The 21,484-nt window shown below is 61.1% G+C and carries 17 protein-coding genes; 8 read left to right on the forward strand and 9 right to left on the reverse strand.

Annotated elements, in window-relative coordinates; translation table 11 throughout:
• Positions 1–10: 10 nt before the first annotated feature.
• A complete protein-coding gene (locus EKH55_RS24525; protein WP_151613518.1) occupies positions 11–1,291 on the reverse strand; it encodes a TRAP transporter large permease subunit in 1,281 nt (426 codons plus the stop codon).
• Positions 1,288–1,776 (reverse strand): TRAP transporter small permease, encoded by a 489-nt coding sequence (locus EKH55_RS24530; RefSeq protein WP_151613519.1) that lies wholly within the window; start codon positions 1,774–1,776, stop codon positions 1,288–1,290. Before EKH55_RS24530 ends, EKH55_RS24525 begins: the two co-directional genes overlap by 4 nt.
• Positions 1,777–1,917: 141 nt before the next feature.
• Between EKH55_RS24530 and EKH55_RS24535 the strand changes: the two genes are divergently transcribed.
• The gene (locus EKH55_RS24535; protein ID WP_151613520.1) at positions 1,918–2,940 is read left to right on the forward strand and encodes a LacI family DNA-binding transcriptional regulator; all 1,023 of its coding nucleotides are present in this window, start codon (positions 1,918–1,920) and stop codon (positions 2,938–2,940) included.
• A 41-nt stretch (positions 2,941–2,981) separates the two neighbouring features.
• Here the strand turns inward: EKH55_RS24535 and EKH55_RS24540 are convergent, their stop codons facing one another.
• From EKH55_RS24540 to EKH55_RS24550, 3 genes are read right to left on the reverse strand one after another with little or no spacing between them, the layout of a single operon-like run.
• A complete protein-coding gene (locus EKH55_RS24540) occupies positions 2,982–4,082 on the reverse strand; it encodes an ABC transporter substrate-binding protein (RefSeq protein ID WP_151613521.1) in 1,101 nt (366 codons plus the stop codon).
• A gap of 46 nt (positions 4,083–4,128) precedes the next feature.
• Entirely contained in the window at positions 4,129–5,193 is a 1,065-nt protein-coding gene (locus EKH55_RS24545) for an ABC transporter permease (protein ID WP_151613522.1), read from the reverse strand.
• A gap of 18 nt (positions 5,194–5,211) precedes the next feature.
• Complete coding sequence (locus EKH55_RS24550) at positions 5,212–6,708, reverse strand: sugar ABC transporter ATP-binding protein (protein ID WP_151613523.1); 1,497 nt, start codon at positions 6,706–6,708, stop codon at positions 5,212–5,214.
• A 262-nt stretch (positions 6,709–6,970) separates the two neighbouring features.
• Here EKH55_RS24550 and EKH55_RS24555 point away from each other — a divergent pair, with 262 nt between their 5' ends.
• Complete coding sequence (locus EKH55_RS24555; protein WP_151613941.1) at positions 6,971–8,869, forward strand: Wzz/FepE/Etk N-terminal domain-containing protein; 1,899 nt, start codon at positions 6,971–6,973, stop codon at positions 8,867–8,869.
• A gap of 260 nt (positions 8,870–9,129) precedes the next feature.
• Entirely contained in the window at positions 9,130–10,002 is an 873-nt protein-coding gene (locus tag EKH55_RS24560) for a sugar transferase (protein WP_427915855.1), read from the forward strand.
• A gap of 29 nt (positions 10,003–10,031) precedes the next feature.
• Here EKH55_RS24560 and EKH55_RS24565 read toward each other — a convergent pair whose 3' ends face one another.
• From EKH55_RS24565 to EKH55_RS24575, 3 genes are all read right to left on the reverse strand, one after another.
• On the reverse strand, positions 10,032–10,298 hold the full coding sequence (locus tag EKH55_RS24565) for a hypothetical protein (RefSeq protein ID WP_151613524.1): 267 nt from the start codon (positions 10,296–10,298) through the stop codon (positions 10,032–10,034).
• A gap of 226 nt (positions 10,299–10,524) precedes the next feature.
• Positions 10,525–11,889, reverse strand: a complete 1,365-nt coding sequence (locus tag EKH55_RS24570; RefSeq protein WP_151613943.1) for a polysaccharide biosynthesis/export family protein — start codon at positions 11,887–11,889, stop codon at positions 10,525–10,527.
• An 83-nt stretch (positions 11,890–11,972) separates the two neighbouring features.
• Complete coding sequence (locus EKH55_RS24575) at positions 11,973–12,863, reverse strand: glycosyltransferase family 2 protein (protein WP_151613525.1); 891 nt, start codon at positions 12,861–12,863, stop codon at positions 11,973–11,975.
• A 499-nt stretch (positions 12,864–13,362) separates the two neighbouring features.
• Between EKH55_RS24575 and EKH55_RS24585 the strand changes: the two genes are divergently transcribed.
• Complete coding sequence (locus tag EKH55_RS24585; RefSeq protein ID WP_151613527.1) at positions 13,363–14,598, forward strand: glycosyltransferase family 4 protein; 1,236 nt, start codon at positions 13,363–13,365, stop codon at positions 14,596–14,598.
• Here EKH55_RS24585 and EKH55_RS24590 read toward each other — a convergent pair.
• The gene (locus EKH55_RS24590; protein ID WP_151613528.1) at positions 14,588–15,715 is read right to left on the reverse strand and encodes a glycosyltransferase family 4 protein; all 1,128 of its coding nucleotides are present in this window, start codon (positions 15,713–15,715) and stop codon (positions 14,588–14,590) included. The two genes, EKH55_RS24585 and EKH55_RS24590, sit on opposite strands and share 11 nt — an antisense overlap.
• 631 nt (positions 15,716–16,346) lie before the next feature.
• On the opposite strand from EKH55_RS24590, the gene EKH55_RS24595 reads away from it, so the two are divergent.
• The 4 genes from EKH55_RS24595 (at position 16,347) to EKH55_RS24610 (ending at position 21,465) form a co-directional block, all read left to right on the forward strand.
• Positions 16,347–17,357: a glycosyltransferase family 4 protein gene (locus EKH55_RS24595; RefSeq protein ID WP_246231868.1), complete on the forward strand. Its 1,011-nt coding sequence runs from the start codon at positions 16,347–16,349 to the stop codon at positions 17,355–17,357.
• 662 nt (positions 17,358–18,019) lie between these two features.
• Positions 18,020–18,745 carry a Crp/Fnr family transcriptional regulator gene (locus tag EKH55_RS24600; RefSeq protein ID WP_151613530.1) on the forward strand — a complete coding sequence of 242 codons (726 nt, stop codon included), beginning with the start codon at positions 18,020–18,022 and terminating at the stop codon, positions 18,743–18,745.
• A 337-nt stretch (positions 18,746–19,082) separates the two neighbouring features.
• The gene (locus tag EKH55_RS24605; protein WP_151613531.1) at positions 19,083–19,853 is read left to right on the forward strand and encodes a response regulator transcription factor; all 771 of its coding nucleotides are present in this window, start codon (positions 19,083–19,085) and stop codon (positions 19,851–19,853) included.
• A gap of 118 nt (positions 19,854–19,971) precedes the next feature.
• Entirely contained in the window at positions 19,972–21,465 is a 1,494-nt protein-coding gene (locus tag EKH55_RS24610) for a phosphomannomutase/phosphoglucomutase (RefSeq protein WP_192803815.1), read from the forward strand.
• The last annotated feature ends 19 nt before the right edge of the window (positions 21,466–21,484 follow it).

Raw genomic sequence — 21,484 nt, forward strand, 5'->3', positions numbered from 1 at the left:
TCCTCCCTGGTTAGCCTGCAAAGAAACGCATGGGCACGGTGATCAAGGCCGGGAAGGCGATGAACAGTGCCAGAAGCACGAGATAGGCGATGACGAAGGGCATGGTTCCGCCAACGACGGCACTCATTGGCTTTTTCCCCACGCCGCAGACGACGTTCAGCACAGTGCCGACCGGCGGCGTGATCAGACCGATCGATGTATTGATGACGAACAGCAGCCCGAAATAGACCGGGTCGATGCCGGCGAGCTTGACGATCGGCATGAAGAGCGGCACCAGGATCAGGATCGTCGGGCTCAGGTCCATGACCATGCCGACAAGGAGCACGATGATCATGATCACGGCCATAAGCAGGCGCGGATGGTCGACGAGCGGCCCGAGAAGTTCCGCCAGTTGCTGCGGCAGCTGCGCCACGGTGATTAGCCATGCCGCGACCATCGCCGCGCCGACCAGGAACATCACCATCGCCGTCGAGCGCGCGCTGCTGACGAGGATGTCGAAGAAGCTGCGCAGGCTGAGTTCGCGATAGATGAGGGCGGATACGACGATCGCATAGACGGCCGCGACCACGGCGGCCTCGGTCGGAGTGAAGATGCCGAAGCGGATGCCGCCGATGATGATGATCGGAAGCAGCAGCGCCCAGATGCCTTCGCGCAAAGCCTGAAGCCGCTCGCTTGCGCTTGCCTTGGGCGTGGTTTCCACCGTCTCGTTGCGCATCATCATGGACCAGACGACCATCAGCGCCGCGCCCATCATCAGCCCCGGCGCGATGCCGCCGAGAAAGAGCTTTGCGATCGAGATATTGCCCGCGACACCGATGATGATGAGCGGCAAGGACGGCGGAATGACCGGCGCGATAATCCCGCCGGCGGCGAGAAGCCCTAGCGACCGCGCGCCCGGATAGCCGGATTTCAGCATCATCGGGTAGAGGATCGAAACGAGCGCAGCTGCGTCCGCGACCGCCGAGCCGGAGAGGCCAGCAAGCAAGACCGAGGTGACGATGGCTACATAGCCGAGACCGCCCTGGCGATGGCCGACAAGCGTCATCGCCAGTTTCACGATCCGGGTCGAGAGGCCGCCTTGCGACATCACTTCACCGGCGACGAGAAAGAACGGCACGGCGAGCAGCGGAAAACTGTCGACGCCGTTGATCAGCGACTGCGCCAGAACGTCGGCGCTGAAGAGATCGAGATGCAGCATCAGCACCATCGCCGCCAGAAGCAGCGCGAAGGCGACCGGCAAACCGGCAAGAATGCTGATGATGAGAACGGAAAGGAAGAGCGCCAGCGTCATCGTCCCTCTCCACCGGTGTCGGTCTTTGTTTCAGCCGGATGGATCAGGCGCGCGATTGCGATGGCGGCCATCAGCCCACCCGATATGGCGCCGGACAAATACATCAACCCCGTCGGCAATCCGGTGAGCGGCGAAATATTATGCCAGTTGGCGAGGGTCTGGCGGGCCGCACCCCAGAAAAGCATCCCGACCGCCACGAGGATGACGAGCCAGCAAAGCCGCTGCAACACTGGGACGGCGCGCGGCAAGAAAGCTGCCGAAAACTCCGTCACCGCCAGGTGCTCGCCCCGCCGCAGCGCCACGGCTGCGCCGAACATCACCACCCAGACGAAACCGAGCCGCGACAACTCGACGGAACTGCGAATTCCCGACGAGAATCCATATCTCAATACGACATTGGCAAAGACCAGCGCGATCATGGCGGCAAGCAACGTTGCCATGATCGCATCGATCCACCCCCACAGGATCGACACGAGTCGTCCCATCGACATTCCTCCCGAATGAACATTCTGCGGAAACCCATCGCTGCGGTTGCATTTCGCGAGGGTTATCGCTAACCTCAGCCAGATGTTATCGATAACAATGGTGATCGTCAAGCGACTGTGTGTGAAGAGCCGGAGGAGAGGGTGGAGGAGAAACATCGAAGACTCGTGACGCTGCGCGACGTGGCTCAACGGGCGGGCGTCAGCACGATGACCGCGTCCAAGGTGCTGCGCGGCGCCGGGAGCATCTCGGAAAAGACGCGCCAAAAGGTCCGGCAGGCCGCCGACGATCTCGGCTATCTGCCCAACAGCCTTGCCGGCTCGCTCAGCTCGCGCAAGAGCCGCATGGTCGCGGTCATCATTCCCTCGATCGCCGATGTCGTCTTTTCCGAGGTGCTGAGCGGGGTGAATTCCGTCTTGCGACCTCGCGGCTTTCAAACCTTTATCGGAGAGTCGCTTTTCGATCCCGAGATCGAGACGGATCTTTTGCGAGAGATGCTCTCCCTTCGTCCGGCCGGGCTTCTCCTCAACGGCGGCATGGTGCGCAGCCCGGATGCCGAAGGTCTTCTGGAACGGCGGAACTGTCCTGCAATTCACCTGTGGGACAGCGACCATGCAGAGCACGATTTCAGTGCCGGGCTCTCCCACGAAGAGGCGGGGAGGCTGGTTGCAGCGCATTTTCTTGAACGGAATCTGCGGCGCATCGCCTATATTGGCGCGGAGCTTGGCCGGGATCTGTGCGCGCGCCGTCGTTACCTGGCGCTCCACTCCGCCCTTCGCGCCAGAGCAATCGATCTTGTCGACGTGACCAGCGAGTCCATGCCGCGGCAGGCCGAAACCGGCCGTGTCCTGACCGAAAAGCTGATGGAAACGCATCCGCAGATCGAGGCCATCCATTTCCTGAACGATGCCATGGCGCTCGGCGGCCTGTCCCATTTGCACGAGGCAGGCATTCGAGTGCCGGAAAACGTATCTGTCGTCGGGTTTAACGGAACATCCTTGGCGAATGCCGTGCGCACCCGTCTGACGACGATTGATATGCCGCGAACGGAAATCGGGTCGGTGGCGGCCCGGGCGCTATTGCAGATGCTGTCGGGAGAGCTCGTGGACCGCCGATGGCAGGCGCCCTTGCGCGTGGTTCAAGGCAACACGACGCCGAAAATCTGAAAAAAAGTAGGGCGCCATTCGCGGCGCCCCAGCTCGGGAGATCACATCTTGCCCCAGATCTTCTTGTATTCGTGGCGGTAGCCGTTATCCGGGTCGAAGCTGTTCTTCGGCCCGCCGTCGAACTCGACATTATCGGCGGTCACCACGTGCAGCGGCGAGAGGTAGCCAGACCATTTCTCACCGGCGAGCGCGCGGTTCAGTTCGTCGACCAGTTGCCAGCCCTGCAGGTTCAACGGCTCGGCGACGGTCACCTTCTGGAATTGCCCCGCGCGAATGCGCTGATAGGCGGATTCGGAGCCGTCGCCGGCGGCGACGTTGATCGGCGCGTCGGTCCCGCCCTTGCCGGCGGCGGCGAGCGACGGTCCCATGAAGTCAAAATAGAGGTCGTTGATCGCCAGCGAATGGGTCCACTCGTCGCCGTATTTCTGCAGGAGCGAGGTGGTCAGCTGCGGCATGCGCTGCGATGTTTCCGAGATCGGCGTGTCGACATATTCGAGCACCTTGCCGCCGAGCGCCTCGATCTCAGCCTTCATCTTGTCGGCCTTGGCGATGGCGATCGCATAGGTCGAGTCAGTGAAGATGACCACGCCGGGCTTGCCCTTGGCGTCGACGAATGCCCAATTGGCGGCAGCCTTCGAGACTTCCATCGCATCGGTGCTGACATTGGCGAACAGCCCTGTCTTCTCGTCCGGGCCGATCACCGGACCGGCGTGCCAGGCGACAAGTGGGATGCCGGCGGCTTTCGCCTGTTCGAGCGCCGGCGCCTGCTCGACGGCGTCGAAGCCATTGATGATGATGCCGGCCGGCTGCAGCGCCATGGCCTGACCGAACGCCGCCGTGCGACCGCCAATCGAACCGGCACCGTCGATCACCTTCACTTCCCAACCGATCGTCGCCGCAGCCTCTTCGACGCCAGTGGTGACCCCGAGGATGCCGCCGTTCTTCAGGTCGCCGGCGAGCACGACGATGGTCTTGCCCTCCTGGGCCTTCGGGCCAGCCGTTGGCCCGTCCCAGGCGCTCACCTTGTTCGCGTATTTGGTGACGATCGCCTGGGCATCGGCCATCGGATCGGCGAGCGCGACATCGGCGCCCATCAGTGCGATTGCCGCAACCGTGCCTGTCATGAAATTCCTGCGTTTCATTACCCTTCCCTCCCTTGGGTTCGTTTATTCGTGCAGATCTTTGGATTCACTTCTTCCCGGTAGGTTCCGGGGTCACCAGCGCCGGTGCCTTGCGGGCGACTACCCCCCTCCTGCGTTGGGCGTAGCCGGCAATGCCGATCGCGACGAGCAGCGTAACGCCATTGAAGAGCGGTTCGACAAAGAACGAGCCGCCGATTTGCTGGATGCCGGATATGCCGACCGCCAGGATGATCACGCCGATCATCGTGCCCCAGACATTGACGCGGCCGGGCTTGATCGTGGTCGAGCCGAGGAAGGCGCCGACGAGGGCCGGCAGCAGGTACTCGAGACCGACGCTTGCCTGACCGATCCGGAGCTTCGAGGCGAGTAGAATGCCGGCAAGTGCCGTCAGCGTTCCCGAGGACACGAAGGCCGCGATGACGAAGCGGCGAACCGGAATGCCGTTGAGTGCCGCGGCCTTCGGGTTTGCGCCGATCGCATAGACGTAGCGGCCGACCGGCAGATATTCGAGCACGAGCCAAAGCGCGAAAGCGAGGAGCAATACGTAGAGACCGGTGATCGGCAAGCCGAGGACCATGGTTCCGTTCAGCGCATAGAAGCCGTCCGGCAGGACGCCGACAACCTGCCGCCCGCCGGTATGCCAGAGCGCCAGCGCATAAAGAATTGTGCCTGTGCCGAGCGTGGCGATGAAGGAATCGATCCGCGCCACTTCGACGAGCAGTCCATTCAAGAAGCCGGAAAGCGCACCGAGCGTCAGTACGATCGCCACCGCCAGAGGCCAGGGCACGCCGAACATCGTCTGCAGGCTGATCGCCAGGATATGCCAAAGCACGATGCCGTAGCCGACGGTCAGGTCGATGCGACCAGCTGCCATCGGGATCATCGCAGCCAGCGACAGCATTGCGATGATCGCCTTATCGGAGATGATCGAGCGCAGATTGAGCACGGTCGGAAAGGTCTGGGGCAACAGGATCGAGAAGAGGATGATCAGGAAGAGCGTCAGGACCACGAGCCCATAGGCCGGCAGAAAGCGCAGGAGCTTCTGAAGCAGGCTCAGTCCCGCCAGTTCGCCTCGGGTCGGTTCAAGCGCGGTGGATTCGATCGACTGCATTTTTCTCTCCCGGAATTTTCAAGCGGCTTCGGAGGCCGAAGCGGCGGCGATCACCGCCGAAGTCGTCAGGTCGGCCCCCCGCAACTCGCGGAGGATGCGTCCGCGTGAAAAGACAAGGGCGCGATGGCAGATATGGGCGATTTCCTCGAAATCCGTCGATACGACGATGACCGCGAGGCCAGCTTCGATCGCGCGGGCGATCAACCGGTAGATCTCCGCCTTTGCGCCGACATCGACGCCGGCCGTCGGATCCTCGGCAATGAGCAGACGGCGGCCGGTCGCCAGCCATCTTCCGACCACGACCTTCTGCTGGTTGCCGCCGGAAAGCGCCTCGATCGGCAGGCTCTGGTCGTTCGGCCTCAGTCCGACCCGCTCCCCGATGGCATGGGCCATCTCCGCTTCTCGGGAGGGGGAGAGGAAGGAAAGCAGCCTGCGGCCGGTTGCTTGCGGATTGAGGAAGGTGTTCTCCCGCAGCGAAAGCGACATGGCGACCGATTCCTCGGTGCGATCCCTGGCAATCAGGCCGATGCCCGAGCGCATGGCGGCAACCGGGCTCGAGAGATCGGGGCGGACACCCGCGAGCGTGACGTTGCCCGCAAAGGGTTCGCACCCGAACAGGGCACGGCCGACCAGTTCCTGCCCCGCGCCGCGCAGACCGACGAGGCCGAGCAACTCGCCCTTTAACACGTCGAAGGAAACGGGCCCGGCGCCCCCGCATGCGAGGTTGCGGACGCTGACGACCGCCTCGCCCGGCGCGCATTCCGCCTTCAGGAAAAGCTGGTCGGCCTTTCGCCCGACGATCATTTCGATCAATTCCTCCGGTGTCGTCTCTCGGACTGGTTTCTGCCCAACGAGGCGGCCGTCGCGCAGGACTACAACGCGGTCGGCGATCCTGAAGATCTCATCGAGGCGATGCGAGACATAGATCATCGCAACGCCACGCGCTTTGAGCGGCCGGATGGCTTCGAACAGGCGCTCCACCTCGTCGGCCGGAAGGCTCGCCGTCGGTTCGTCCAGCACCAGCACATCCGCCTCCACGGCCAAAGCTCGCGCAATCGCCACCAGGGATTTCTCCGTGCGCGTCAGGTCGTGAACGCGAGTGGAGGGATCGAAGTCGCAGCCGACGAGTCGCAGCGCCTCGCGGGCCCGGTCCTCCGTTTGTTGCCAGTCGATCAGGCGCGACGTCATCGAGAAGCCCTGCGCCAGGCCGACATTCTCCGCGACGGTCATCCACTCGATCAGGCCGAGGTCCTGATGAATGAATGCGACCGGCTGGCGCCTGTTTGGCTTCGGCGGCTGATTGACGTAGAGTTCGCCGCGAAACCGGATCTCTCCGCCATCGGGCCGGTGGATGCCGGCAAGCGTTTTGATCAGCGTCGACTTGCCCGCGCCGTTCTCTCCGAGAAGCGCAAGGATTTCGCCGGCTTCCAGATCGAGCGACACCTCGGATAGAGCCCGCGTGCCGCCAAAGATTTTTGTGATGGAGTGAAACTCCAGAAGCTTTTCACCAACCACTGCGCTCCTCCCAAAGCTCGGCGATTGGAAGAAACCTTATGTTATCGATAACATGCCCGTCAAGTGGCCCTGTGTGGCTGTGACCGGCTCGAGCGGGGGGGGGGGGGAGGGCCGACTACGCCATTTGGTGGCGTTTCCGTACCCGCCCCCTGGGGCTAATCTGAATTCCGGGACAACGCGGATCGCATCAGGACGCAAGTCGACATGCGTCTCCGGATTGCCCGGCATATCATCACGATTCACGAAGTGCGGGCGGCGCGCAATGCTAGAACGTCAGTGGTCGGTTGCGGCAAACCAACGCGATTTGCATGGATCGGAACAGGACTCCGAGTTCATCGGCATTGCCGACATCATTTCGTTCATCCGGCAGCGCATCGTTCTGATCATGACGTTTCCGTTGCTCGGGCTGCTCATCGCGGCATTTTACGTTGCCACTACGGATTCGGTCTTCACGGCGCGGACCCAGATCCTCATTGAACCCAAGATTCCCCAATTGCTGCAACAGCAATCGAGCGAGATCAACCTCTCGCTCGACACCTCCCAGGTCGAAACCCAGCTTGCAGTAATCAGGTCGGAAAAGATTGCTTTGATGGTGATCGACGAATTGGACCTTATAGACAATCCGAAATTCAAGCACATGAACAGCCCGAGCATTCGCGAACGCTTCGATCGGCTGTTGAGGGTGATGGGCGATGCGACCGCCTCCGGGGAAGCTGCGCCAGATGAGCCGCTGCAGCCGCCCCTTGCCCCTGCCGAAAGGGCCCTGGAAACAAGGGACCCAATCCCAAAGCTTTCGGAATTCGAGCGCAGGCGCCGTGTCGTTGAAACGTTCCAGGCGAGCCTGGCTGTCCAGCGTGTCGGCGTCTCTTACGCGATTGACATCACCTTCAAATATGTCGACCCGGAGCTGGCGGCCGAGATCGCCAACGCCACGGCTGCGGCGTTCGTTCGCGAACAACTGGAGACAAGAGCCGCGGCCGCCCGCGAAGGCGTGGCATGGCTGGAGAAACGCATTGAGGAAGTGCGTACACAAATGAATCTGGCGACGCAGATGACCCAGGAGTTTCGCGCCAAGCACGACTACCGCGTCGGTCGCCAATTGGGCGCAGCGATCGTCGACGGCGAAGTCGTGGCGTCGGGGGAAGGGGAGGGCGTCACACGAGGCGGCCCGACCCTCGAGGAGCTCGAGGTTACCGCGGACACGTATCGCAAAATGTATGAAAGCCTCTTGGCAGCCTTCACGAGTTCCGTGAACCAGCAACCTTACCTGATCGCCGACGCGCGCGTCATAACGCCGGCCACGCGACCGCTCGTCGCCAGCCATCCACGGGAAAAGCTCGTACTTGCCTTGGGCGGTCTGGCGGGACTGATGGCTGGTGTCGGCATTGCTTTTGCACGCCACACACTTGATCGGACGATACGGACACCACACCAGATCAGGGACGAACTGGGCCTCGAATGCATCGGGGAACTACCGCCGGTGGGCTGGCTACGAAGCTATGGACGACTGGATGACGTATTGAGACGTCCGGCGTCTCTCTTCAGCCGAAATCTCAGAAGCGCGAAGGCCGCGATCGGACTTGCCGAGAGCGCGCATCGGCTGCGATGTATCGGCATCACCTCGGCCACCCCGGGGGACGGCAAAAGCACGGTTGCGAGCAATCTCGCGGCTCTCTATGCGACGTCCGGTGTGCGCACTCTCGTTATCGATGCCGATGGAGCCCACTCTACCCTGACCAAGCGCCTCCCGAACTCCCCCGCGCCCACTGGAGAAGAGGACCATAGTGCCGAGCAGATAGAAGGGCAAATCATGCGCGTACCGGGGATGCCGTTCGATCTCCTACCAAGCGCAGCATCGGACGCGCAGCGCCTGCTCATAGCCAGCAATATGAAGGCTGCGATCCAGCAGCTTGAGAGCTACGAAGTGATCATTGTCGACCTGCCACCCTTCACCTCCGGACTACATGGTATGGCGGCAGCTTCCGTACTCGACGGCATCCTCATCGTTGCGGAATGGGCAAAGACGCCCGTCGATCTCGCAGCCGAACTGTCGCGGATCCTGCAGGTCACGAAGGCCTCGGTGATCGGAGTGATCATGACGAAGGTCCGCCGCTTGTCGACACGACAATATCGCAAACGAGCAGCACAAACTGCGTACTGAGCGGAAGCGCCGTTCACGTGATGCCAAAGTAGCGGCTCGAATTGCCGCGTGGCCGCACAAGGGTCGCTGCAACACCTTTGAGCTTTCGAGGAGACATGCGCCGGCTGAAGGCGGAGCGTTCCGCGCTTTGGCTTGAGCGCAGGCACCGAGCGCCTCCGAAGCGGGTATGCGGATAGCAACTTGGTAGTAGGTGAAAGCGGCAATCGCGATAGGTGCTACACCCATTGCATTTCTTGCGGTGCGGTTGCGGCGGCTGAAAAATGGTTGCTGAGATGTCGTGGAGATCGCTCATGACAATCAACACACAGGATATCCGGCCGGTCCGTAGTGGAATTTTCACCAGATTCAGGGGCTCGCCGGTCGGCGAGCGCCAGCCTTCCCATTCGCGCGCTACGGCACAGGATTGGCTGCGTGCCCGATGGAAGCCTCATCGGGCTGATTCCGGGTTCAACGGCACTGCAGCGGAGGCAGAAACCCAGGCCCTGCCGACGGGAAAGGCGCTCGGGCGAAACAACCATCCGCTTGGTGGATGGCGTAAGAGATCCCTGGACATCACCGTGGCATCAGTCGCCCTGATTTTGGCGCTGCCTTTGATGCTCGTAGCGGCGATCCTCATCAAAGCCACAATGGGCGGCCCGGTGCTCTTCGCCCACCGCCGCATTGGCTTCAACGGCAGACCATTTGATTGTTACAAATTCCGCACCATGGTGCCGAACGCGGAGCAGGTGCTCGAGGAGTATCTTGCCCGCAATCCGCAGGCCGCCCAGTCGTGGCGGGAGGCCCAAAAGCTCAAACACGATCCACGGATCACCCTTCTTGGCCATGTTCTGCGAAAATCCAGCATCGATGAACTTCCGCAACTCGTCAATGTGCTGCGAGGCGAAATGAGCTGCGTCGGCCCTCGACCCATCGTTACCAGCGAGCTGTCGCGCTATGGATCCCTTGCAGATGATTATCTGAAAACCCGCCCCGGCGTTACGGGCCTATGGCAGATTAGCGGCCGGAACGACATCGACTATAAGCGCCGCGTCGGTCTCGATGCAGACTATGTGCGGAACTGGTCGATCCGGTCCGATCTCAGCATTCTGGCATGGACGGCCCTCGTGGTCATGAGGTTCGATCAGGCATCGTAGAGACCGTGGGGACGGAGCCGGTAAAGCCTTTATCCATCCTGGTTGTCGCAGCCGTCGTGCAAAACCGAGCGGTGCCGCAGACTCGCAAGCGTAAGGCCGATCAAATAGGTGCCTTGCAGCGTGAGTAGGAGCAACAACGTCTTCGACAAGGTATGTTGGCCTGAAAACCCCAATAACTTCATTGTGGTAACGCTCACAACAATGGTTGCGAAGCACGTTGCGAGCAGCGTGGACACCTTGAAGCGGACGCCGATGAGCACGCCGGCCGCTCCGAGTGCAAGGAAGATCCAAGGCAAGGCAACCTCCTCGGCTGTTGTCCGAAGGGAAAGTTTCATCAGCCTCAGAAGAGCAGAGTCGCCCGGCATTGTGAACGTGCCGAACCAAGTTATCCCATGCCTTTAGGATAGCCGCGTTGGCGAACAGCGAGGGCAGCCTTTGACGGGCCGAAGGCGCGCATTTGCGTCACGAGCCAGCGAACATGCCGCAGTTCAAAGCGACGCGGCGATCTTTGTGCGTGCCGCCCTACTGGGCGCTGGCCTCGGGGGGCTTCGCCTGACCGATTGCGAAGGTGGTGACGTCGGGATCTTCCGGTTCAGTATGCGCGAAACTCTCGGGAGCGGGCATCGGAATTTCCACCGTCAGCGTATCGCCCGGTTTGATCAAGGTCGCTTCGGTGGCGGGAAGTTCCTCGCTGCCGTCATTCGTGCTGCGCACGATGGTGTAGACCGGCTTGGCCTGGGCGGCCTGTGCCTGTCGTGCGAGTAGCCGTGGAGCCGCGGTCTCCGACTCGTGGAGCAATCGAAACGCGGTGTCTGCCCTGCGTTCCAGAGCTTCGATCTGCGCTTGCGTTTCACGCAGCATCAAGGTGACTTCGTTCTTATAGCGGTTGCGCAGTTCCAGGATGGTGACTTCCGTCTTGCTGATCTCCTGGCGCGCGCGAAGCAGGCTCGTCTCGGCCGTGAGGCGATCGCTTTGGTATTGCGCGAGCGTGCGGTCGAGCGACATCTCGCGCGGAGCTGCCGCCAGCCCCTTGGACACCAGCGACGATACATCAGACAACTCCTTCTGGATGGATGCGATCTGTTTGTCGCGAAAGACCAGCTGTGCTTCCAGAGACGCGAGCTCCTTTTCCAGAAACGCCCGCAGATTCTCGAGGGCGCGGATCTGCGTGTGCTGGCCCTCGCGGCGGGCCTTGAATATCGACTTTTCCTGCTCAAGGAGAAGCGCGATCGTAGGATCCGCGCGGCGTGACGCGAGGCTCGTGGGAAACTGAATCTCAACGGCGTCCGCTAGCTCAGCCTGCAAGCGCGACCTGCGCGCCAGCAGATTGATGTTCTCCAGGCCGAGAAGGCTCACATCCCCTCGTCCCTGGATCACCTCTCGTTCGAACCTTGCGATGCCTTCCTCTCTCCGTCTGAGACCGCCGGCGATGCTGAGCGCCTGTAGAACGGTGAGTTCCGGTCTATAGGGATATTCCCCCGGCGTCACAACGTGGCCGACGATGTAGAAGGGGCGATACTGGACAACTTCGACGGCTGCGTCGGGGCGCCTTCCGAGGCCCATGTTGCGCATCAGCTGATCGCTGATGGCGTATGCGAGACTGTTCGGCGTAAGACCGGCGGCCGGAATTTCGCCGGCAAAGGGCAGCGATAACGACCCTGCGGCGCTGACCGTGAATACGTCGTTCAATGCTGTCCATTCGAATATTATATCGCGCGAGGCCCGCCACTCGTAAACCTTGATGCGAATCTTGTCCTGGGGACCGAGGATATATTCGTTGTTGGCGACGGCGGCAGTCGGTCCGCCTACGACTAGGCCGGAAAGTACAGCCGACCAAATGATGAAGCCCGCGAGGCGCCGGATGCAACGAGAGAAAACGCGCAACATCCCCGAAAGCGGTATTTGAAGAGTGCGGCGCCCCAGGCTTTGCTGGCGCCTGTTCGAACCTGATACGCGCAATGACGTGGGCATCATCTCGCCTCCGATGGTGCGATCTTCTGAATGTATTCCGGTTCAATGCGCCCCCTCAGCACATGCGCCAGAGCGGTAAAATTGCCGCGCAGACGCCCGCGCCTGTCGACATGTGGCTCCGGCCAGAGGCTGCGCACGAGATTGGCGGTGATATTGCGTCCCATCAGCGGCAGTGCGAAGCTCGCGGGCACCGTGCCTTTCCTGATCAAGTAGATGGGGTTGGCGACCTGGGAGTAGCCGAAGCGCTCGCCGCTGACCCGACCGGCCTTGAGCCCGAGATGCACGCCGCGCAATGTGCTCAGTTCAACGACCCGCCCAAGCCGCCTCAGCTGGCTCGTGAAGTCGATGTCTTCCTGCCAGCCGTAAAGCACCAACCGCTCATCGAAGCGCAGGCGGCCGATCAGTCGCGCGCGTATCGACATGTTGCAGCCATAGGCGCCGATGTGATCGGCCACCTTGGGCTCTCGGGGGGGCAGCTCTGCGTCCGCTGCCAGCGCCTCGATCCCCTCCGTCCAGGTGAGGCCTGCGGTTTTTGCGCCGTCTTTTACAACGTGTCCCATGACCACCGCCCATTCGTGATTCTTCTGAAAGGCGGCCTCGAGAAGTCGGAGATAGTTGTGCTGAGGAATGAAGTCGTCGTCAAAGAAGGTGATCACGTCAGAACGCCCCAGCGCAAGGTCGAGAGCCTGGTTGCGTTGTGCGCACAGCCCACGCTTTCCAGCGACGATCGAAAATGGAAAGCGCGTGGTCTCATGGGCCACGATATCCGTCTCGTCGGGCACCGACACGATCACCTCGTCCGGCAGTCTTTCCTGCCGTTCAAGGTGCTTCAGGAGACGGGCGAGTTGCTCTTTCCGTCCGAAGGTCGCAATGATCACGACCATTTTCATCGATAACCCGGCCTCCAACACCTGACAAAGCACGGGCCCGCTGGCGACCCTTGGCACTTCGCCATCCTAGGCCGAGGGCGGCGGCGATACAGCTTGAGAATAAGGCTATCGGGGTGGACGAGACTGACCCATCGGACGTAGGGCCATACGCATTTGGGCTGCGCCTGCCGCAGAGCACAAAATCCGGTACACCCGATTGTCAGCTTGTCCGCACCGGTCGCCGGACACAGACTGACTGGCACTGCTCCAGGATTGGAGTCGTCCGGAAAGAGCGGAGACCAATGCTGTTTCCGCACGTCCATCCGATCCGGCGGCGGTATATGCAGCTGTTCCAACGCGTCGGCACGACAATCGGGACCGATTTTCGGAAAGCGCGATGCGCAGATTTAAAGAGCGACCTTTGCGCGTCTGAAAAGACGCATGGCGCTGTAATAGTGAGCGCGTTCTCTTGCGTCCGAAAGGATGCTGTGGCGCCGTAACGGTCAAGCGGGATTTCCATATGCATCATGCGCGCCGGGACGAATTGGCAACGATTGCTCGCCTGAAGCACCCTGACAGGCGCGTTTCGCCGGAATTTCCGCTCCCCTTGGTGGATCACGACGCAAGAATCGCCATCGTACATGATTGGTGCCCGAATTTCCGCGGGGGGGAACGTGTCCTCGCGCGCCTATGCAAGCTGTTTCCAGGTGCAGAGGTATTCACCCTCTTCGACTTCCTGCCGCAAGACATAAAAGAGCAATATTTTCGTGATGTGGCATTCCATTCTTCGGCCGCCAACCGATTGCCGATGGTACAGCGATACTACCGCTCCTTGTTTTTCCTCTGTCCCTTTCTGATCGAGCAGTTCGACATCACCGGCTATGATGCCGTCATCTCGTCCTCGGCGGCCTTTGCCCGCGGTGTCCTGACGCGGCCCGATCAACCGCATCTGTGCTATGTGCACAGCCCCATCCGCTACGCGTGGGACGAACAGTTTTCCTATCTGGAGCAGGGCCGTCTCGGATTTGGTCCAAAGGGTCTGCTCTTCCGCTACATGTTGCATCATCTGAGAACCTGGGATACGCGCACCGCCCACGGGCCCGACCTCATGTTGGCGAATTCGACCTATGTGCGCTCGCGCATCCAGCGGATCTACGGCCGGCAGTCCGAGGTCGTGTATCCGCCGGTTGCGCTCGATGAGCTCGAATACATCGAACGGAAGGACGACTACTATGTGACGGCGTCTTTCCTCGCACCCTACAAGCGCACCGATCTCGTGATCCAGGCATTCAATGAAATGCCGGGCCGTCGGTTGGTAGTGGTGGGAGAAGGGCAACAATCGCAGAGCCTTCGTGCCCTGGCACGTTCCAACGTCGTCTTCACAGGCTATCTGCCGCGACAGGAATATGTGAACACCGTCGCAAGGGCCAAGGCCATGGTGTTCGCCGGTTGCGAGGATTTCGGCATTGCCCTGGCCGAAGCGCAGGCATGCGGCACGCCCTTGATCGCATTCGGCCGCGGCGGGGCATGTGATATCGTGCGGCCACTCGGCCAAGCGACGGACGCCACCGGCATTCTCTTCGACCGCCAGACAGTCGCATCCCTCACTCAAGCCGTTGAGCTCTTCGAGCAGAAGCAGTCGGCGATGGCGCCGCAGGCGTGCCGCTCCAATGCGGAGCGGTTCTCGGAGGATCGCTTCGACGCCGCGATCCTGGAGGCTCTTGCCGCCACGAACGCCGCACACTTCAGGCGATAAATCCGGCAATTCGCTCGCTGGACGGCGCAGTGAGCCCGTCCAAGGCGGCCATTGCTTCGAGGTATCGGACTGCCGAAGTCCTCCACTGGAAACTCGACGCTCTCGCCCTGCCAAGACCGATCATCGTTTCGCGCACATCGGGCATGTTGCGCACGCGCATGAAACGGTCGAACCAGGCTTCCGCGTCGTCAGGAGACGCGTAGAGAGCCGCGCCGGCGCAGATTTCCGGCAGGCTCGCCCGGTTCGACACGATCACGGGGCACCCGTTGGCCATGGCTTCGAGGGGAGGCAGGCCGAAGCCTTCGACGAAAGAGGGAAAGGCAAGGCACAGGCAGTCCTGCAGCAGCGCCGCGAGTTCATCGTCCGAGAGCCTACCGAGCCACGTGACGTTGCTCGCCGCGACCTCTCGGCCCGTTGCCCTGAAGACGCGGGCATCGGACATGCCCACGACAGCTATTCGCAGCCCCACGGCTGCGAGCCTGTCGGCCATACCGATGATCAATGCGGTGTTCTTGTGGGGAATTGCGCTCCCGATGACGACGATCGTATCCCGTCCCGCCACGGCCGCGGTACGGTGAGAGTGCCTCGGCCTCCAGGACGCCGCATGCTCGTGGCCGTTCGGGATCACGACGACCTTGGCCGGCTTGCATATCCGGTGACGCACGAGTTCGCCTGCCGAGTAGTGGGAGACGGTGGCGACGGTCGCGACCCTTCGGCCGAGCACAGGGAGCATTGTGCCGTAAAGCAGCCGGAACGGCAGCGAATAGCTCTGCGGATAGATTCGTGTGTTCACGTCGTGGATGCACAGGATCTGCTTGCGAATGCCGAGTGGGCCGGTGTTGCAGAGGCTTAACAAGCCACCTCTAACGTGAGTCGCAAGCGCAGTCTGCTCCCAGAGGTGACCGCGCATCGGCGTGATGACGTGTGTGCGAATTGCCTTCAGCGAAGGAATTTTGGCCTCCGCAGGGGCGAGCAGATCAACCTTGAGGCCGCGCGCGAGGAAAGGTCGCTCGACAAGCAACTCGTCGAGTGCGCGTACGATCTCGAATGCGTATCTCTGGACGCCCGTGAGAGGCTGCGCCAGAAAGCGTCCATTGATCGTCCATGAGCGTTCCATCGTCGTCATCGCATGGATTACAGATAGTAGCCCAAGCCTAGCGCAAAGCACCCGTCCGCGCCTCCTGTCCTCCTTCAGCCCTTGGGGGAGCCATCGATGTCTGGTCGATCGTGTCCGCAGCGGTCGGGCGAGTGGCGATTAGCCGAAAGGCTCACCGTGCCACCATCCTTCGGGTGAACCTCCTAATTGCCTCGCTAAACTTTCCGGTGAGCAGGCTGCGGTCTCCATCCGGGCGCACCTCGAATGGGTCGGTTTCGGGTGGGCGCCTATGGAACTAATTTGGCAGGGATCAAGAGTGAACGGGACCCGACCGCGTGAAAGGGTTCACTTTGAAGACGAACCGCCCTCGCCGGGGGCCCATGCGGAGCGAGAGGCCCCGGCCTTACCTTCCAAGCTCTACCTGTCTCTTGCGTTGGAGCGGCGCGCCGTCTTCGGAGGGGGAGTGGCAAACATGACCGACGTCAGGGGCTCAGACCCTGTTGACCACGCAATCATGACCGCGGCGCCTTTGCCTCGGACGCCGCATGGACTGGCGACACTCGACGCCGACCGGCATCGTATCTGGACGATAAACGGAGATTTTCTCGCCTTGAGGCCGACCGGTGTTGCCCGATATGCGCGAGAAGTTACAATGGCGCTCGACGCGCTGGTCACTGAACGTCATCCACTTGCGCATGGGCTTGAGCTTACTGTCGTGGCGCCAAGCGAGCCGACTGGAGAATTCGGCCTGAAGTCGATCCCGGTGCGCGTCGTAAGCGAATACCGCCGACCGCGATTGCCGCAGTTCTGGGTGCAGGTGCAATTGCCGTTTGACGTGAGCGGCGGACTGCTGAGCTTCTGCAATCTCGCGCCGGTGGCGGTGAGGCGGCAGATCGTCTGTATTCACGACCTCCACACGCGGCTGATGCCTCAGAGCTATGGGCGAGGGTTCCGTTGGGCGCACCGGCTGATACTTCCCCTGCTCGGTCGCAGAGCTGCTGCTATCACCACCGTATCGAACTTCTCGCGAGACCACATCGTCGGCTTCCACTTGGCGCCGTTCGAAAAGGTCGCTGTCACCTATAACGGAAGCGACCACGTGGCGCGCTGGGAACCGGCGAGGTCCTTGCTCGAAGTCGGGCGGCGACCTTTCGTCTTTTGCCTCGGCCAGAGCCAGGCATACAAAAACGTAGAACTTCTGTTGAAGCTCGCTCCGGCATTGGATCGGATGGGCCTTGACCTCTATATGGCAGGGGACTTGGACACCGCCCTCGTGGAGCGATTTCTCCCACGGGGATCTTCGAACCTGCGTTTGCTGGGGCGTGTCAGTGACGACGACTTGGCCAAGGCGCTTTCGCGAGCGCTGTGCTTCCTCTTCCCTTCCCGTATCGAAGGCTTTGGTTTGCCCGCCGTCGAAGCGATGGCGCTTGGATGTCCGCTTATCGCCTCGGCGTCACCTTGTCTTCCGGAGATTTGCGGCGATGCTGCTTTCTATGCTGACCCGGATGACGTCGAGGCTTGGGTCCATTTAATCTCTCAGCTTCTCACCGAGGACGATATCCGTTGCCGACTGGTGGAAAAAGGCAGAGAGAGGGCAAAGGCCTTTTCATGGCGTGCCGTGGCCGAGACATATCTGCGCCTGATGGCGGATATCGACTCGTAAATCCGAGCGGGCGCCGCGCAACGGCGCTGCCACGCGGGGTTGACGGCCGTTCAGGGCCGCGATCGTGCGTATTGGTCCCGAATTGATCCCACGATATCGCTCGCCACAGTGCAAGTGCGCATTCCTTCCTGCCGGCCTGCCTTCTGCAGGGTCGTCATGGCGTCTTTGAGTAGCCCCCTTATTTCCTTGGATGACAGCAGTTCGGACGCTTCCAATTCGAGCAAGAGCGATTCCGTAATGTGCAATGCGGCAAGTGCGATCGCTTTCGGCTTGGCCTTGAGGACCTTGGGCCGGCGCCGCGCCGAGTGGCCGTTGGTGGACTTTTTTCTCGCCATCGTCGGGCATCACTGAGTTGCAATAGCGCGGGCGCTGCCGGGAGAGACGACATCTGGCCTTTCGAGCCGGCGCAGGCGCTCCATGTCCTCAGGTCAAACTTTGTTCAGCCGACCTCAGAACTCCTTGAAGGTAAACGCGAAACGGGGCGGATGAGACCGGGCGCTTCGTATCGACTGATTGGCTCGGTCCGCCGTTGATATTAGCCATTTACATGGAGACTCCCAAGAGGAGGGAGATACCGAATTTGCATTAGCCCCGATTGGCAATCTTACGTCGATCTCCACTCGATGTATCATGCATGCCCCAGAGAAAGAGGTGCATCGGAAATGACATTTGCCTCTCACGCATTTCCTGCGGTGCAGGAGGCCCAGGTCTTCCGCGTAGGACTCGACGATTGCGACAAGGCCTATCTGAGCTCGCTCGGCTTCGTTCTGAGGCGCTACCCGTCGCATGCCGTAATCGCCCGGCAGGGAGACGAGCAGGATCGCATCTTCGTCGTGCATTCCGGTTGGGGCTGTATCTGCACCGAGCTTCCAGATGGGGAGCGGCAGATCCTGGATTTTCCGCTGAAGGGAGAGATCGTCGCCTCTCGGCCCTTCGAGGGCGAAGCCGCCGAATCATTTATTTCGCAGACGGAACTGACCGCGTTCGAGGCGCCTGCCAAGGCATTGCTTGCGGGGCTCGCCCGTTCTCCCAAACTCGCTGCCGTCCTTCTGGGAGCGATTGCCCGTCAAAGGGCGATTCTGGTCCAGCACTTGACCAATCTCGGCCGGAGAAGCGCTTTGATCCGGACGGCTCACCTGCTCCTCGAGTTGGGCACGCGCCTTGAAATGGCGAATGCCGCAAAGCGGCTTGGGTTCGAATGTCCGCTGACCCAGTACGACCTTGCAGATGCGCTCGGGCTCACCGCGATCCACGTCAACCGCATGCTGCGCGAACTGAGGGAGCGGGGCTATCTTGAATTTCGACACGGTGCCGTTCATTACCTGAACAGACAGGGCCTCGAGTGTTTCGCAGGTTTCGATCCGGGGTACCTCCGATTGCCCGGCTAATCATGGGGTCGGAGTAAGAGCCCAATAGCTTGAGCTAAACCAAAGGGGTTATATTATCAGCACCCCCCGATAGAGAATACTAATCTATAATTACAACGTACTATTTCGATGAAACCGAGACAAAATCGACATAAAGCATCGATATTAAGATTCGGCATTCTTAACATAGGTTAATACACCACCCTCGTTTAGGCACTATCGTTCGATCTGATATTCGTAAATGGCTCCGCTTCGGCGCCATTCACAAAAATTTTATTATGAAACGGTGACCCGACTCGCCGTTCGGTTCAGTCCCCTCGGTTGTTTGCGCCTGCGTAGCGTGGCGGGGAGTCTTATCATGCATTCAATTGCCCCAACTTACGAGAATTCCGCGATTAGCGCGTTAAATGGATCCATATCTGACGATGCCGCCGGTGAAACATGCGACAGGGCGGTAACCGATGCGGTTCTGCTCCTCCTCGACCACCGCACGCTCGATAGGGAATGCCTGGCCCAATGCCTCGTATCGTACGGCGTGGGTCTGGAGGTCCTGGCCTTCGGATCGACGGAAGAATGGCGAAAAGACGGGGCTGTCCACCCCCCCATTGCGGCAGTCCTCGTGAATATAGGCGGCCGGAAGGTCACCGATCCAAATATCGCCGCAGAGATTGCCGGCCTGGTCGTGGAGTTTCGACCCACACCTGTCGTGGTCCTCGCCGACACCGACGAATTGGCTCAGATTCTCAAGGCACTGGAGTGCGGGGTGAAGGGCTATATTCCAACCACGATTGGTTTCGACGTCTGCGTGGAAGCGGTCAAGTTGGCACGCGCCGGAGGTATCTTCGTTCCCGCGAGTAGCGTGCTTGCCACCCACAAGGTCATGGACTCAGGCGGAACACTGGCGCGACGGCCCATGGCTGGGATGTTCACGCAGCGCCAGGAAGAGGTCATCCGCGAACTCCGATGCGGCAAGGCCAACAAGATCATCGCCTATAAGCTCAATCTGCGCGAGAGCACAGTCAAGGTCCACATTCGCAATATCATGAAAAAGCTGAAGGCCACCAACCGGACCGAGGTGGCTTACAAGCTCAGCGAGATGTTTCCTGTCGAGCTCGGAGCCCGGGATTAACCGGGACTGCCGCAACCACGATCTTCCAATCGTTCCCAGCAGCCGACGGTCGCGAGGTGTGCAGGTGAATTTTCTTCGTATCGAACCAGAACGGGTGTCTGAGCCAGAGGCTGAAGCCATGCCCGACAGATTTGCCGTTGAGACCAGTCCACTGATCAAGGCGAGCGGCTTTCGGGAATATGATGCGCGATGGTGGTTCGGCCGTCCGGACGACGGTAAGCCGTCGGAATTGAACCTCATGGGGGTACAGGCACTGGGCATGGGGCTCGGCACCTTCATCCGGCGCTCAGGCATTGGACCGGATATCGTGACGGGGCATGATTTCCGCGCCTATTCGCTTGGCATCAAGCTGGCCTTGGTCTGCGGACTCATGGCGGCGGGCGCCCGGGTCAACGACATCGGTCTAGCGCTATCGCCGATGGCGTATTTTGCACAGTTCGCCCTCGATGTGCCATCGGTCGCGATGGTGACAGCCTCGCACAATGAAAATGGCTGGACCGGGGTCAAGATGGGGATGGCCCGGCCGCTCACATTCGGCCCGGACGAGATGGCGGAACTCAGAAGGATCGTCCTGGAGGGCGACTTCGACCTGATCGGCGGCGGCGCCTATACATGCATTGCGGACTTCCGCCGGCGCTACATCGACGATCTCACCCGCGGCAGGCGCATCGGCCGGCCGCTCAAGGTCGTGGCTGCCTGCGGCAACGGTACAGCCGGCGCCTTTGCACCTGATGTGCTGGAGCGGATCGGCTGCGAGGTGATCCCGCTCGACTGCGAACTCGACTACTCCTTTCCGCGCTACAATCCCAATCCCGAGGACATGGCGATGCTTCATGCCATCCGGGACAAAGTGCTGGAGAGCGGCGCCGATGTCGGGCTGGGTTTCGATGGCGACGGGGACCGCTGCGGCGTGGTCGACAATGAGGGTAACGAGATCTTCGCCGATAAGGTCGGCGTGATGCTGGCGAGGGATATCTCCGCCTTGCATCCCGGCTCGAATTTCGTGGTCGACGTCAAGTCGACCGGACTGTTCGCCACCGATCCGGTGCTGAATGCAAGCGGCGCTCGCACTGACTACTGGAAGACAGGTCATTCCTACATCAAACGCCGGGTCGCCGAACTTGGCGCCATCGCGGGCTTCGAGAAGTCGGGGCACTTCTTCTTCAATCCGCCGCTGGGACGCGGATACGACGACGGGCTGATCACGGCGATCGCTGTCTGCGAGATGCTCGACCGCAGTCCGGACAAGAGCATGGCTGAGCTCTACCGGGCGCTGCCGATGACCTGGGGCTCGCCGACCATGTCACCGCACTGCGGCGATGACGTGAAATACGCCGTCGTCGAGCGCATTGTGGAGCGGTTTCGCACGATGCAGCGCGACGGGTTGCCGGTCGCCGGGCAGAAGATCGTCGACCTCGTGACCGTCAACGGCGTGCGCGTGGTGGCCGAGGACGGCACCTGGGGATTGGTCCGGGCTTCATCCAACAAACCGGAACTCGTCGTGGTGGTGGAAAGCCCGGTCTCGGAAGCGCGCCAGCGGGCCATGTTCGAGGCGGTCGATGGCGTGCTCCGGGAGCATGCGGAGGTCGGCGCCTATAACCAGACAATTTAGAGCGGACGAGGAAATCGCG

The organism is Sinorhizobium alkalisoli, assembly GCF_008932245.1.
Classification (GTDB): Bacteria; Pseudomonadota; Alphaproteobacteria; order Rhizobiales; family Rhizobiaceae; genus Sinorhizobium; species Sinorhizobium alkalisoli.